The organism is Catenulispora sp. GP43, from assembly GCF_041260665.1.
Taxonomy (GTDB): domain Bacteria; phylum Actinomycetota; class Actinomycetes; order Streptomycetales; family Catenulisporaceae; genus Catenulispora.
Genome location: NZ_JBGCCT010000023.1, coordinates 74,336 through 88,981, shown reverse-complemented (window position 1 = coordinate 88,981; position 14,646 = coordinate 74,336). Strand labels below are relative to the sequence as shown.

Annotated in this window: 10 protein-coding genes; all 10 read left to right on the top strand. The window is 70.7% G+C overall.

From position 1 onward, the window contains the following. Positions 1-114: 114 nt before the first annotated feature. On the top strand, positions 115-1,191 hold the full coding sequence (locus tag ABH926_RS36465; protein WP_370370512.1) for a 3D domain-containing protein: 1,077 nt from the start codon (positions 115-117) through the stop codon (positions 1,189-1,191). Then, positions 1,185-2,825, top strand: coding sequence for a cellulose binding domain-containing protein (locus tag ABH926_RS36460; RefSeq protein WP_370370511.1), 1,641 nt, complete (start codon positions 1,185-1,187; stop codon positions 2,823-2,825). The genes ABH926_RS36465 and ABH926_RS36460 overlap by 7 nt, the downstream gene beginning before the upstream one ends. A gap of 172 nt (positions 2,826-2,997) precedes the next feature. Then, positions 2,998-3,567 (top strand): CU044_2847 family protein, encoded by a 570-nt coding sequence (locus ABH926_RS36455; RefSeq protein ID WP_370370510.1) that lies wholly within the window; start codon positions 2,998-3,000, stop codon positions 3,565-3,567. Beyond that, a complete protein-coding gene (locus tag ABH926_RS36450; protein ID WP_370370509.1) occupies positions 3,567-5,615 on the top strand; it encodes a trypsin-like peptidase domain-containing protein in 2,049 nt (682 codons plus the stop codon). Before ABH926_RS36455 ends, ABH926_RS36450 begins: the two co-directional genes overlap by 1 nt. A 1-nt stretch (position 5,616) precedes the next feature. Then, entirely contained in the window at positions 5,617-6,615 is a 999-nt protein-coding gene (locus tag ABH926_RS36445) for an AAA family ATPase (RefSeq protein ID WP_370370508.1), read from the top strand. A gap of 8 nt (positions 6,616-6,623) precedes the next feature. Then, positions 6,624-9,080 (top strand): SAV_2336 N-terminal domain-related protein, encoded by a 2,457-nt coding sequence (locus tag ABH926_RS36440; protein WP_370370507.1) that lies wholly within the window; start codon positions 6,624-6,626, stop codon positions 9,078-9,080. A 155-nt stretch (positions 9,081-9,235) separates the two neighbouring features. Then, a complete protein-coding gene (locus ABH926_RS36435; RefSeq protein WP_370370506.1) occupies positions 9,236-9,583 on the top strand; it encodes a hypothetical protein in 348 nt (115 codons plus the stop codon). Continuing rightward, positions 9,580-10,746: an FxsB family cyclophane-forming radical SAM/SPASM peptide maturase gene (locus ABH926_RS36430; RefSeq protein ID WP_370370505.1), complete on the top strand. Its 1,167-nt coding sequence runs from the start codon at positions 9,580-9,582 to the stop codon at positions 10,744-10,746. Before ABH926_RS36435 ends, ABH926_RS36430 begins: the two co-directional genes overlap by 4 nt. Positions 10,747-10,873: 127 nt before the next feature. Beyond that, positions 10,874-13,906 (top strand): FxSxx-COOH system tetratricopeptide repeat protein, encoded by a 3,033-nt coding sequence (gene fxsT, locus ABH926_RS36425; protein ID WP_370370504.1) that lies wholly within the window; start codon positions 10,874-10,876, stop codon positions 13,904-13,906. Between the two features lie 135 nt (positions 13,907-14,041). Continuing rightward, positions 14,042-14,632 (top strand): DUF6817 domain-containing protein, encoded by a 591-nt coding sequence (locus ABH926_RS36420; RefSeq protein ID WP_370370503.1) that lies wholly within the window; start codon positions 14,042-14,044, stop codon positions 14,630-14,632. Positions 14,633-14,646: the final 14 nt, after the last annotated feature.

The following is a 14,646-nucleotide window of genomic DNA, read 5'->3' as shown; positions in this document are numbered from 1 at the left end:
GACCCTTGTGAGGCCGGTAGGGCCCTGATTCCCTTGACAGGCCTGTGGTCTAGTCCAATTATGTGCCCTGCGGCTCCGGAGCCACCCCCGTTCCGACGTCATTGGGAGCACACCATGAGCCTGTTCCCCATCAGGCGACGAATACCCGAGCATGCCCCGAGCCGCTGGCGGGGTCCCCGTCTGCGCGCGCTGCTGGGCGCCGTGGCGCTGACCCTCACGGCGTTCGGCGCCGTCGGGGTGGTGGCCGCGCAGCAGGCCCGCGCCGACGGCACCTCCTCGCTGCCGACCTGTCCGTTCTGGGCCAACGTCACGCCGCCGCCGCGGTCGGACACCCCGTGGGTCCCGCCGTCGCAGACCGCACAGCCCGTCGACTTCTCCGCGCGGCTTGCCGCTCCCGGCGGCGTCACCGGCACCCTGACCGGCGGCCAGGTCGACATCACGTTCAACCGCGTGCCCGGAGCCCAGGCCTACCGGGTGTGGCGCAACGGCCAGGCTGTCGCCTGGGTGTCCGACTGGGGCCAGCCGGCCCTCACCGCGGTCGACACCGCGCCGTGTCAGAACGCTTACTACTCCTTCGAGGCGATGACCGACCAGAGCGGGGCCGACTCCTCGCTGGGCCAGATGTCGGCGCCCTACCAGCTGGACTCCGACGGCGCGGTGGTGCCGTGGCAGACGCCGGTCGGCAGCACCATGACCATGATGGTGACGTCGTACAACGACGGCGGGGGTACGGCTTCGGGGTACAACGCGCAGCTCGGCGTGTGCGCGGTCGATCCGCGGGTGATCCCGTGGGGCACCTACTTCACGGTGCCCGGGTACGGCACGTGCTACGCCGCCGACATCGGGACCTGGATCCAGAACGACACGGTCGACGTCTGGCTGCCCGGTTCGCAGGCGAACGGCTGGGGCGTGCAGCACCGCACGGTCACCATCATCGCCAACCCGTTCAGCGGGCCGACCCCGCCGCCGTCCAGTTCGCCGCCGAGTTCGCCTCCAAGTTCCCCGCCGAGCTCCCCTCCGAGCTCTTCTGCCGCCGGGTGCACCGCCGCGGCGTGGAACTCCGCGACGGCCTACAGCGGCGGCGCGACCGTCAGTTACGGCGGCCACACCTGGACCGCCAAGTGGTGGACCCAGGGCGACGTGCCCGGCGCCAACTCCCAGAATGTCTGGACGGATGACGGATCATGCTGAAGACCATACGAAGAAGTCTGATCAGCGCCGTTGCCGGCGGCGCTCTGCTGGCCGGCGGTCTGGCGCTGCCCCCGCCGACTGCTTCGGCCGCGTCGGCCACCTCGATTCCGTTGCCCACCGCGGCCTACACCAAGATCTCCGACTGGGGCAGCGGCTTCCAGGGGCAGTACGTGATCACGAACCCGATGGCCGTCCCGCTGAACACCTGGTCGCTCCAGTTCAACCTGCCGGCGACCGAGAAGATCACCAGCATGTGGGGCGGCACCGACACCGCGAGCGGCACCACGCACAGCGTCGTCGCGCAGTCCTACGACACCACGATCGCCGCCGGGGCCTCGATCACGATCGGTTTCGACGCGAGCTACTCGGGGACGTACACCGACCCGTCCACCTGCCAGCTGAACTCCGATCCCTGTGACGGCAGCGCGGACGTCCAGGCCCCGACCGCGCCGACCGGCCTGACCGCGCTGAGCACCACCTCGAGCGCGGCGTCCCTGTCCTGGACCGGCTCCACCGACAACGTCACGGTCGCCGGCTACAACGTGTATTCGGGCTCGACGATCGTCGCCACCTCCCAGGGCACCGCGGCGACCGTTACGGGACTCGCGCCCTCGACGTCCTACTCGTTCACCGTGCGCGCCTACGACGAGGCCGGGAACCTGTCGGCGCCGAGCGCGGCCGTCAGCGCGACCACCCTGGCGAACACCGGCGGCGGGCACCTGCCCGGGGTCGCGGCCCCGTTCGTCGACATCGGCGCCTGGCCCACCCCGAACCTGACGCAGATCGCCGAGACGACGGGCCTGCGTCAGTTCTCCCTCGGCTTCATCGTCAACGGCACCGCCACCTGCACCCCCAGCTGGTTCAACGCCTACGCGATGAACGCCGGCTTCGAGCAGTCGGACATAGCGGGCCTGCGCGGCATCGGCGGCGACGTGAAGCCCTCCTTCGGCGGCGAGGCGGGCACCGAGCTGGCGCAGTCCTGCACCGACGTACCCTCCCTGACCGCCGCCTACCAATCGGCGATCACCGCCTACAACCTCACCCAGATCGACTTCGACATCGAGGGCTCCGCGGTCGCCGACCCGGCGTCCATCGACCGCCGTTCGCAGGCCATCGCCGCCCTGCAGAGGACGGCGGCGGCAGCCGGCAAGCCCCTCACCGTCACCCTGACCCTCCCGATCCTCCCCTCCGGCCTCACCTCCGACGGCCTCTACGCGGTCCAGTCGGCCGTGAAGTACGGAGCCGAGATCACCATGGTGAACGGCATGGCCATGGACTTCGGCGACATCGAGGCCCCCAACCCCGGCGGCCAGATGGGCACCTACGCGATCGACTCGGCGAAGTCCCTCTTCAACCAACTGACGCCCCTGTACCCGACCCTCACCGCGGCCCAGGTCTGGAACATGATCGGCGTCACCCCGATGATCGGCCAGAACGACGACTCCTCCGAGGTCTTCTACCCCGCCGACATGCAGCAACTGCTCACCTTCGCCCAACAGCAGCACCTGGGCGAGCTGGCGTTCTGGGACGTCACGCGCGACGGCAACGCCTGTACCGGCTCGCTGTCGAAGTGCACGGACATCACGCAGACGCCGTATGAGTTCTCGAAGATGATCGCGCCTTATCAGGGCTGACCGGTGTGAGCGGGCGGGTGGTGCGTGCGCGCTGAGAAGTGGTGCGCGCCGCCCCTCGCAGAAGATCGCCCTAGGCACTCTCCACGATGCGGCCTCGCATCAGTTCCCTGACGATGCCCCTGCCAACTATGGTGTTTTGGAAGGCTTTTAGCCGGGCGTTGGGGGGGAACCAATGACGATGGATGCCGACGGAGTGCCACGGAGAGTCGAACTACCGACCGGGGAGCTCATCTGGGTGCGGGTGCAGGTACCGGAGCCACGGTCGGATGAGCGCGGTCCCGAGGGCACGGCGCCCGATGTGGGTGGCCGTCGCAGTAGTCGGCGGGATTCGGCGGAGTCGGGTGACGACGGGCAGATCAGCAAGCTTGTCGGTTTCACCGAGACCGTCGGCGGTATCGCGCACAGTGTGCGGAAGAGTCTGTCGGCCGTGCGGCCGGACCGGGTCGAGGTCGAGTTCGGGCTGGAGATCGACGGTTCCACCGGGAAGATCATCAGCATGGTGGCGACCGGGCATGCCAAGGCGTCCATCAAGGTGAAGCTGGCCTGGGAGCATCAGGACGGTCTCGCCGGCGGCGCCGCTGGCGATGCTGAAGCCGCCGAAGCGGAAGCCAAGGAAGCCGCAGAAGGCGCGGAAGCGGAAGCCGAAGCCGCCGAAGCCGCCGAAGCCGAAGCGGAAGCCGCCGCCGAAGCCAAAACCGAAACCGCCGCCGACCCCGGAACCGGCCCGCGCCAGGTGCCTTGATGGCCCGTGCCCAACTGCCCAATCCCGGCGGCGCAGACCTCATCGCCCAGGCGGAGAAGTCGACGGTCGCGATCCTCGCGCCCGAGGACCCTCCGGAGCCCGGTACCGAGTCTCATGTCGACCCTGGTGCCGAGCGCGGTGCCGACCCCGCCCTGTGCCTGATCGGCTCGGGCTTCTTCGTCACCACCGACCTCGTCCTGACCTGCGCCCACGTCGTCGGCGACGAGCCCGAGCTCGCCGTGCTGAACGGCTCCGAGATCCTGCGGGTCGAGGCGGTCGAGCTGATCGACCCGGAGTACGACGGCCGGGGTTCGTGGCCGGTGCCGGACTTGGCGCTGCTCCGCGTCGCGCCGGCCGCGCCGGGGCACGAGGGCGACCGGTATCCGGTCTGGCTGGATCTGGCGCCCAGCGCGTCCTTCCTCAGCAGCGCCGGCTACCTCAGCCTGGGCTACGACGAGCGCGGCCCCGGCGGGATGCCGGAGCTGGCCAGCCGGCTGTACGACGCCGGCGGGACCCGCGGGGCGTCGGCGGCTCCGGGCCTGCCGAGCTTCAAGTACGTCGAACTCGCCGGGGACACCGTTCCCAAATACCGGTCCGGCAGCATGGTCATCGACCTCGCGACCGGCCGGGTGACCGGCATCGTCAAGGCCGCCCGCGCCGACAACGACGGGGCCGGCGGCTACGCCGTACCGCTGATCGGGGTCCTTCCGCGGGTGCTGGCCCGGCGGCTGGATCCGCGCCGGGCGAAGGACATCCTGGCGGCCCATGACGGGTTCCACGCGCGGGTCGTGGACTGGCCCGCCATGTGCGAGTCCTACTTCACCGGCCCCCAGCCGGCTGCCGGCTTCGGGGGCGCGGCGCGTGCCGACGCCGCCAAGCGGCCCCTGCGCGAAGCCGCGCTGCTCGGCCTGCTGGCGCCGATCCGCCATGTCGTCACCGACTCGGAGCTCTTCGAGATCACCCAGAGCCACAGCGGCCTCGATCTGCGGGCCGACGCCAGTCTGCGGGACGTCGCCCTCGGCCTGGCCGCCACCATGACCTGGAGCTCCACCGACGTCCACAGCCTCCTGCGCTTCATGGACGGTCTGACCGCCCGGCTCGAGCGCCGGGCCAGCCTCAAATGGCTGGCCGACGCCCGCAGATGGGCCGATGATCTCGCGGCGGAGCTCAACCAGACGTCCCGCCTGCGTGCCCTGCGCACCCAGACCTCGGCTCTGCGCCGTGCCGCCGAGGCCAGTGAGGCCGGCCGCAGCTCGCTGCGGGTCCTCGTCGATCCGGCGTTCGATCCGGCCGGCGGCTTCCATGTCAGCATCCGGATGTACCACGGCACCGGGGTCGGGGCCGAGCAGTCCCCGGAGGAGACCATCGCCAGCGCGAGTGTTCTGGCGTATCTGCGCGACGTCCTGCCCACGGCGGTGCGCGCCGCGGCCGGTCTGGACAGCGCCTGCCTGATCGACCTCGTCCTCCCGATGGACCTCGTGGCCGAACCCGTGCACCGATGGGAGGCGTTCGGCTCCAAGCAGATCGGTCACATGCTCCCGGTCGCGGTCCGCGCCGTCGAACGCTACCGGGATCACGATGACGCGCCGGGGATGAGGCTGCGGGAGATCTGGGACCACTCGTCTAAGGGCACTGTCTCGCTGCAGTGGGTCATGTGCGAGGATCCTGAGAACATCGTCCGGGCCGGCGACCACACCGGGCTGGGCCTGGTGAACCCGCCCACCAGCCGGCACCGGCGATCCCGGCGCCTGCTCGACGAGGCGGTCGACGGCGGCGTGCCGCTGCTGGTCTGGTCGGCGTCCGACTGCGGGGTGGACCATGCCGATCCGCAGTCCGCGGCGCAGCTGTGCGCCGGGCCGTACTTCCAGGGAATAGCCGAGGAAGCGCTGCGTGACGTCGTTCTGGAAGACGTGCCCCACCGGCTGTTCGCCAAGCGCAGCCAGGCCGGGGCCGAGGAATTAGACGCCGTGGTCCTGTTCTGGGACAACCCGGGACTGGGCCACGAAGAGAATCTGCTGACAGAACCCTGCTATCCAGAGGACTCATAATATGAAGGACTGGTGGATCTTCAAAGGTGAAGGGGTCCCCCATCGTCGCATCGAGCAGTTGCCGCCGCCTATGGCCAGCCGGACCTTCGGCGGCGCGCCGCTGGTCGAGCTCTCCCTGGAGGAAGACCGGGCGGCGGTCGGCCGGCTGGGACGTTCAGAGGCCGAGCAACGTCTCCTATTGTCCGAAGGCGATCTCGACCTGATTAATGCGGCCATCCTGTGGCGCCGCCCATTGCTTGTTACGGGAAAGCCCGGTAGCGGCAAGTCCTCGCTCGCCTATGCGATCGCCCGCGAGCTTTCTTTGGGTCCGGTTCTGCACTGGTCGATCACCAGCCGGACCGGCGTCAAAGAGGGCCTCTACGGCTATGACGCGCTGGGTCGCCTGGAAGAGACGAATCTGCGCCGGATTATGGGCTCTGATACCGCTCCCGATCTTGGGGACTATATACGTCTCGGCCCTCTTGGAACGGCCTTGCTCCCTCAGGAATATCCGCGCGTCCTCTTGATCGACGAACTGGACAAAAGCGACCTCGATCTTCCGAACGACCTGCTGCACGTCTTCGAGAACGGCGAGTTCGAGATCGAGGAAGTGGTCAGGCAGCGCGGCGTCGGCTCGGTCGAGGTCGGCGTCACCGGGCAGACGGCCCCGGTCGCGGTGCACGAGGGCCGGATCCGGTGCAACGCGTTCCCCATCGTCGTGCTCACCGACAACGGGGAGAGGGACTTCTCCGCCGCGTTCCTGAGGCGCTGCGTGCGGCTCAAACTCGCCGACCCGGACCGCGACCGTCTGGTGAGCATCGTCGAGGCGCATCTGGGCGAAGAAGGAGTCCGGGCGGGAGGGACGCTCATCGACGACTTCCTCGTGAAGCGCCGCGCCGGAACGGTCGCGACCGACCAGTTGCTCGGCGCCGTCTATCTCGCGATCGCGGCCAAGCTCGGCGGTACGGACCGCACCGAGCTGGCCGACCGGATCATGGCCCCGCTCGACCAGGTGGGGTGATCCGGGCCGTGCCAGACGACGACCGGGCGGCGCTCGCGGAGTTCATCGAGGCGATCGCGCCGGCAGACCTGTCAGCGGAGGAGATCGCCGAGGCGCTCTGGCTGGCGGAGTGGATCGACCGTTCCGCGGGTGCGGCGGCCGGCTCCTCCGAACGGCAGCAGGACCCCGGGCCGGAGGTGTCGCCCCCGCACCGCATCCCTGTGTCGATCCCGAGGACGTCCGCCGGACGCCAGCCGTCCCCCCGATCAAGTGTGCCGACCGACGTCGCCGGTTCCGAACCGGACCAGCAGGGTCGCGCGCCCTCTCCGCCCCGGCTCATGGGATCGGCCCTGATCCGCGTCCCCTCGCCGAGCGGTTCCGAAGCTGTCCGGTTCGCCCGGTCGCTGCGGCGCATGCGGCCGCTGCCGGTGCGCCGCCCCGCGGACGCCGCCGACGCCGGCGCCGTCGTGGACGAGGAGGAGACCGCGCGATTCGCCGCGGAGACCGGGCTGATCTGGCCGGTCTACAAGCGGCAGCGCCCGCGCCGCGGCGTCGCGAAGGTCGTCGTCGACACGTCGGTGTCCATGCAGGTCTGGGAAGGCCTTGAGGACGACATCGTCAGCGGCTTGTCGCTCTCGCGGGTCTTCCGCAGGGTCGAGACGTGGTCGTTGCGGCTTCGCGCTGAGACCGCTGTGGTGTCCGAACGCCGCGGCGGGGTCGAGGTCGGGTATGAAGGCCCGCTGGCGCGGCTGGCCGACGGGTCCGGAGACGGCGCGGTCCTCATCCTGTCGGACGGCGTCGCAAAGCTCTGGTACGAGGGCGCGGTCCTGGACGCGGTCGCCCGGCTGGCCGCCCGCGGCCCCGTCGCGCTCGTCCAGCCTCTGCCGAACCGCCTATGGCGGCGGACCGGGCTGCGTCCGAGGCTCACCACCGTGACCGGCGCCGCGCGCGGCCCCGAAGCCCTGCACCTGACCCGCGTCGCGTCCGAGGACGCGGTGCCGGCCGTCCCCATCATCGAGGCGCACGAGACCTGGCTCGCGACGTGGGCCGCGCTGGCCTCCGGCCGGCTGGCCACCGCCCGCTTCGCGGTGCTCGGAGCCCGGCCGGCCGCGGGGTATGCCCAGTCCTCGACGGCCGGCGGTGTCCAGGAGTCCGGACGGCCGGCCGGCGAACTCACCGCGGTGCCGGTCGTCCGCCGCTTCCGCGCCGCCGCCAGCCAGGGGGCCCGGGAGCTCGCCGCCGCGCTGTCCGTCGTGCCGCTCAGTCTGCCCATCATGCAAATGGTGCTCGCCACGTGCTTCCCGGACCGGAGCCGGGCCCACCTGGCCGAGGTGATCACCGGCGGCCTGATGCAGCGCGATCCCACCGTCCCGGAGGGCGGAGGGCCGCCGGCCTTCCGGTGGCTGCCCGGCGTCGGGGAGGAACTGCGCCGGGAGATGGACGACCGCCAGGCCGAGAAGGTGCGCGCCGCGCTGTCCGGCTATCTGGACGCGGAGCTCGGATTCCGGCCCGACTCCCGCGGCTTCATCGCGATCATGGGCACGCCCGCGGTGCCCGCCGGCCGCGAGGGGCGGTTCGGTAGCCCGTTCGCGCGGATTCTGCCCGACACGGTCCGCCGTGCGCTCGACCATCCCGGCGTCGCCGATACGGTGGCCGACACGGTGGGTGGCGCTTCGGAAGCACAACGGATAACGCGCGCCCTGGCTCTGGCCCGAACGGCCCGAGACACTGGACGGAGTGCGGAAATCGACGAGGCCATCGAGGCGGCGAGGCTGGCGGTGAGCGAGGCCGCCAGCCGGGACTGGCCCCTGACCGCGGCTCTGGCCGAGCTGCTGGAGCATCGCGGCCGCAGCGAGGGCTCCGCGCTCGACACCGAAGAGGCGGTCATCGTCCTGCGCGAGTACGTCGACCGGGTGCCGGACGACGATCCGCACCGCCAGGAAGGTCTGGAGCGGCTCGCCGACGTCCTGCTGGCGCGGTATCAGAGCACCGAGTCGCCGGACGACCTCGACGACGCCATCCGGGTGCGCCGCCGGCTCGCCGAAGCCGAGAACGCCTCCCAGCAGCAGTCGGTGCTCCTGGCCGACACCCTGCTGGAGCATCACCGGCTCACCGGGGCCTCCCTGTCCGCCTACGAGGCCACCGACCTGATGAGCGAACTGCGCCGGCACGGTCCCGCCGAGGACGTCCGGGTGGCCGCGACCGCGATCCTGGCCCGCGGCCTGGACGTGATGAGCCGGTCGACGCGCGCCGAGGACGACATCGAGGCCGCCGACGCGGTGTGGCTCGCGCTCATGCCCGATCTCGGCGCTCTGTCCGAGGCGCAGGCCGTCCTCACCCGGTCGGCGATCGAGGCCCGGATCGGGTTCCACCGCAGTTCGGGGCGCGCCGAGAAGGCGCGCGCCCTAAAGGACGCGTTCGACGAGGCGCAGGATCGGCTGGGACCGCTGTGGGGCCGGCCGCGGGAGCAGGCGCCGGCCGGCTGAGGCAGCCCACCTGTCGAGAGTTGGTCAGAGCCCTGAATTAATTGCCGCTGCGACGGGTACCTGGTTACGCGGGATTGCACAAGCAGGCGCTCACGGACGAGCCGCGACCTCTGCGGCCGGCCGGTCGGGGGGCCGCCACAGGGAGGGGATCCCGATTGGAACGCACAACTGCCGCGGCTCTCGGAACAGGCGGGTCGGCCGCGGGCATCGTCATATCCGGTGCGCTCACCAGCCATGACCTGGCATGGATCGAACCGGGGCCGCTCCAGGGGGCGGGACGGGAAGCCGCGTCGGGACCCGAAGCCGCGTCGGGACCCGAAGCCGAGGCGGGATCCGAAGCCGAGGCGCGACCCGAAGCCGAGGCGCGACCGGAACCGGGCGAGTACCCGTCGCCGCTGGCCCGGGCGATGCGGCGGTTGCTGGCCGAGCACGTGCAGCAGACCGAGTGGGTCGTCGGCTGGAGTTCCTGCCTGCTGCCTCCGCCGCCGGACCTGGTGCCTTGAGCCTCGACGCCGGCGGGCTCCCGCCCGGGCCCGCGCGACCGGCCTGGACGGCGACGGGGCTGCGCCAGTTCGTTCTCAAGCTGCACTCCCGCTGCAATCTCGCCTGCACCTACTGCTACATCTACGAGGGCCCCGACCAGAGCTGGCGGGACAAGCCGGCCACGATGAGCCCGGCCACGATCGACCTCGCCGCCTCGAGGATCGCCGAACACGTCGAAGCCCACCGTCCGCCGTGGATCGAGGTGGTGCTGCACGGCGGCGAGCCGCTCCTGGCCGGTCTGCCGACGCTTCGCCGGGTCGCCGAGGCGATCCGCGGGGCCGTCGGGGACACCGCCGTCCGCCTCATCGTGCAGACGAACGGGCTGCTGCTGACCGAGCAGATGCTCGAAGGACTGGAGGCGCTGGACATCCTGGTGGCCGTCAGCATCGACGGGACCGCCTCGGACAACGACCGCCGGCGCCGCTTCCGGGACGGCCGCGGCAGCCACGAAGCGGTCTCGGCCGGACTGCGGGCGGTCGCCTCGGACCGCTTCCGCCACTTGTTCGTTGGCATCCTCGGCGTGGTGGACCTGGAGTCCGATCCGCTGGCCGTCTACGAGGCGCTCACCGAGTGGGATCCGCCCCTGGTGGACCTGCTGCTGCCGCATCGGACCTGGGCCGATCCGCCCCCGCCCGGCGCCCGCTACGCCGCCTGGCTCACCCAGGTCTTCGACCGGTGGTACCGCTCGGGCAGCGGTACCGGCATCCGGATGTTCGACGAGATCATCGCGGTCCTGCTGGGTGCCCGCACCGGCACCACGGCGATCGGCGCGGGGCCGGTCCAGCACGTCACCGTGGAGACCGACGGGTCCCTGGAGGCCGACGACATCCTGAAGATCGCCTATCCCGGGGCGCCCGCGACCGGGCTGACGCTCGCCGGCCACAGTTTCGACGACTATATGGCGGCACCGGCATTAATCGATCGACGAAGCGGAATCGACGCGCTGTGCCGTGAGTGCCGCGAGTGCCCGATTGTCGGAGTTTGTGGCGGCGGCACCTATCCCCACCGCTTTCGCCCCGGTCACGGCTTCGCCAACCCGTCGGCTTATTGTCATGACCTAATGGCTGTCATCAGCCATATCAAAGACACGATCGCCAGTGATCTGTCGGGCCGGCGCTCGTGAGGGGCGCCCGCGGGCAAGGGCCGCAACAACACCGCGTCGGCCCGATTCTGCATCTTCGCCGGAAAGGCAGAGTACGAGTATAGGCTGGCATCGTAGGGTTCGTATTCAGGTCCCATGAGGGGTAGTAGTGGTGCTGCACAGCGCGATCCCCGGCGTCCGTGACGCCCTCGTCGTCCACTGCGATGCCGACGAGACCTGGGTGTCGTGGATCGACGAGGCGCTCGCCGACCACGGGTTCCAGACCCACCGGCTGTCCTGGTCGGCCGACGGCGAGGACCTCGGCCGGACCATAGGGGACGTCCTCGGCGGCGGTGTGAGCTGCTGCGTGGTGGTGCTCAGCGAGGCGTTCCTGGCCGCCGCCGACTACTCGCCCCGGCAGTGGCGGACGGCCCTGCGGGACAGCGCCGACCTGCTCGACCGGCTGTTCCCGGTGGTCGTGGACCGCGCACAGCTGCCCGCCGAGCTGCCGCTGGAGGTCCGCCAGCAGATCATCGACATCTCGGACGTCGGCGAGCAGGCGGCCCGCGAGCGCCTGATCCAGGCGGTCTCCGGCGAGCCGCCGGTGGGCAGGGTCCCGGTGCGCACCCGCGACGGGAAGGTCAGGACCCGGTTCCCGGCCAGCGATCCGGCCATCTGGTGTCCGTGGACCCCGAGCCGGAACTTCTCCTTCGTGGGCCGGGACAAGGAACTCAAGGTCCTGCACAGCCGGCTGTGGGACGCGCCGCGCGGCCAGGCCCGGGTGGCGATCACCGGGCTCGGCGGGGTCGGCAAGTCGCAGATCGCGGTCGAGTACATGTACCGCTACCAGAGCGAGTACGACGCGGTGTGGTTCGTGCGCGCGACCCGTACCGCCATCGCCCGGCAGGACGTGGTCAACGTCGGTGCGGAGCTCGGCACCCCCGGCGCGGACGACCTGCAGGCCGGCATCGACGGCGCCCTGCGCGCGCTCCGGGACGACGCGCGGTCGCGGCGCTGGCTGGTCGTGGTCGACGACGCCCGCTCCGCCGTCGCGGTGAAGGACCTGCTGCCCACCTTCCCCGGCCAGCTCGGCCACGTCATCATCACCTCGACGGACGAGAACTGGATCGACGTCGCCTCCGAACTGCAGATCTCGCCGATGTCCCCGGAGGAGAGCTTCCGCTATCTGCGCTCCCGGCTTCCGGAGACCGCCGAGGACGATCTGCACGCCCTGGTCGGCTACTGCGACGGCCTGCCGATCGCCATGGACCTGGCCGCCGCGCAGGTGCGCGGGACGGCGCAGTCCGTGCGGGCCTTCCTGCAGTCGGCCTCCGAACGCGGCGTCGACCAGTACGAGGTCAAGCTCGGCCGGCACGAGAAGACCGTCGCGCAGACCTATCTGACGGCCCTGGACAGCGTGAGCCGCGAGGTGCCCGCCGCCGGGGAGCTGTTGCGGCTGTTGTCCTTCATGGCCAGCGCCCCGATCCCGATCTCGCTGTTCGGCTCGCTGAGTCCGGACAGCGGCCTTCCGGAGCTGGCCGACCTGGCCCAGGTCTCCAGCGGCTTCGGAGACTCCTCGGCGCTGTTGAGGATGCTCGACGAGATCCGCAAGCACTCGCTGGCGACCATCGCCCTGCAGGGCGAGGAGTCGGTCATCGCCATGCACCGGGTCCCCCAGCGGGTCATCGTCGCCGACATCCCCGCCGACCGGGCGAGGCACTACCGGCACGCGGTCCACCTGATGCTGCGGGCCCGCGACATCGGTGCCACCCGGACCTCGGCGCAGTGGCTGGTGATGCTGGAGATCTGGCGCAACCTGGAGTCCTCCTCGGGGTGGGAGTGCGAGCTGTGCGCGGCGGACATCTCCTGCCGGCAGATGATGCTGCACGTCATCAGGGCTCTGATGATCTGGAGCGAGTCGAGGCAGTGCGAGGCGGCCGCCGCCCGCGCCATCGCGTCCTGGCGGCCGGCGCTGGGCCCGCACCACACCGACGTCCGTGAGGCGACGCTTGAGCGGGCGAACGCGCTGCGCAACATGGGCCGGGCCGCCGAGGCGCTCGAGCTCGACGAAGGGCTGGCCCGCGACGTCGCCGAGGTGCCCGACGTGCGCCCGGCGATCGCCATCCGGATCGGCCTGAACCGGGGCGGCGACCTGCGCCGCCTGGGCCGGTTCGCGGACGCCCGGGCGGTCGACGCCCAGACCCGGGACCGCGCGGTCGACGAGTTCGGCCCGCAGGACCGGCTCGCCCTCATGGCCCGCGGCAACGTGTCAGTGTCCTACCTCCTGATCGGCGAACCGGCGAACGCCCTGAAGAACGACGAGGAACTGATCCGCGACCAGGTGCGGCTCCGGGGTGACAGCGACCGGTCGGCGTTCAACAGCCGGACCCGCATCGCCCGCGCGCACCGGGATCTGGGCCAGTACCGCAGTGCGGTGGAGTTGCAGGAACACAACACGTACCGCTGCGAGCGGGTGTTCGGGCCGAACGACTCGGCGACATTGAGGGCGAAGGGCACGCTGGCCAGCTGTCTGCGCAAGAACGGGCAGTACGAGGAGGCCCGCAGGATCGCCCAGACGACGGTGAGCGACCTGCAGCAGCTGATCGGCGAGCGGCACCCGGAAACGGTGCTGGCGATGACCGAGCTGGCCAGCTGCCTGGTCCGCTCCGACCGGCGGATGGAAGCCGCCGAGCTGGGCCGTCAGGCGTTGACGCTCGCGATGGACGTCTGCGGGACGGACCACCCCTTCACCGCCATCTGCCGGAACAACCTCGCCCTGGTGCACCTGGTGCAGCACGACTCGTTCGAAGCCGAGACCCTGTTGAACGAGGCGGCTCAGGTGTTCGCCGCACTGCCGACCGACCACCTGCATCAGCTCGTCGTCCAGGCCAACCTCGCCACCGCCCTGTGGGAGCGCGGGGAGTTCGCCAAGGCGGAGGACGTGGAGAAGAAGCTGGAGCCGAAGTTCGTCCAGGCCCTCGGCGAGACCCACCCGACCACCCTGGCCGTCTCCTCGAACCGGGTCACCACCTTCGACGCCCTGGCCGGCGACGACACGACCCGGCTCACGATCAACAACACCCGTTGGCGCCGCACCATCGCCGCGTACCAGCGGGTGCTGTCCCGCGACCACCCCGACGTCCGCATCGCCGAGGAGCGGCGGCGCCGGATCCACATCGCGCTGGACGCGCCCGCGGTGTAGTGCGGGTGGGCGGGCGCGAATCAGGATTCGTGCCGGAACGGTTGCCCCGCCGACCGGCGTGATACTGCCGGCGACGGCTTAACGCGCGTCCTCCAGCGTTGCGTCCGCCTGTACCTCACGGGTAGAACGCGTGGGGTGAGCGAGATTCTGAACGAACCCGCATCCGAGAACCGTTCCGAGAACCGTTCCGAGATCGAGGAGTTTCTGCGGGACCGCGGTGCCGCGGCGATGGAGCACCCCGGCGGCACGTTGCTGGAGCACCTGATCCGCGTCAGCCGCCGGCTCGCGGAATGGGGTGCCCAGCCCGGGGTCCAGATCGCAGGCCTCTGCCATGCGACGTACGGCACCGACGGCTTCGCCCCGTCATTGCTGGATCTGGCCGACCGCGCAGTCCTGGTCGAGCTGGTCGGCGAGCGGACCGAGGCGTTGGTCTACCTGTACGCCAGTTGCGACCGGGCAGCCACCTATCCGCGTCTTCGCGGCGATGAGTATCCGGTCTTCCGCGACCGGTTCACAGAGGCCGACTTCCAGCCGCCCGCCACGGATCTGCGCGCCTTCCTGGAGATCACCACGGCGAACGAGCTGGACGTGTTCCAGCACAACGCGGATCTGGCCACTCGCTACGGCCCGGCGATGTACCGGCTGCTGGAGCCCGTTCATTCGCTGCTGTCCGACGCCGCGTGGGAAGCGGTGCGACGCGATCTCGGGACTCCCTTCGAGGTCTGATACGCCCCGCTCTC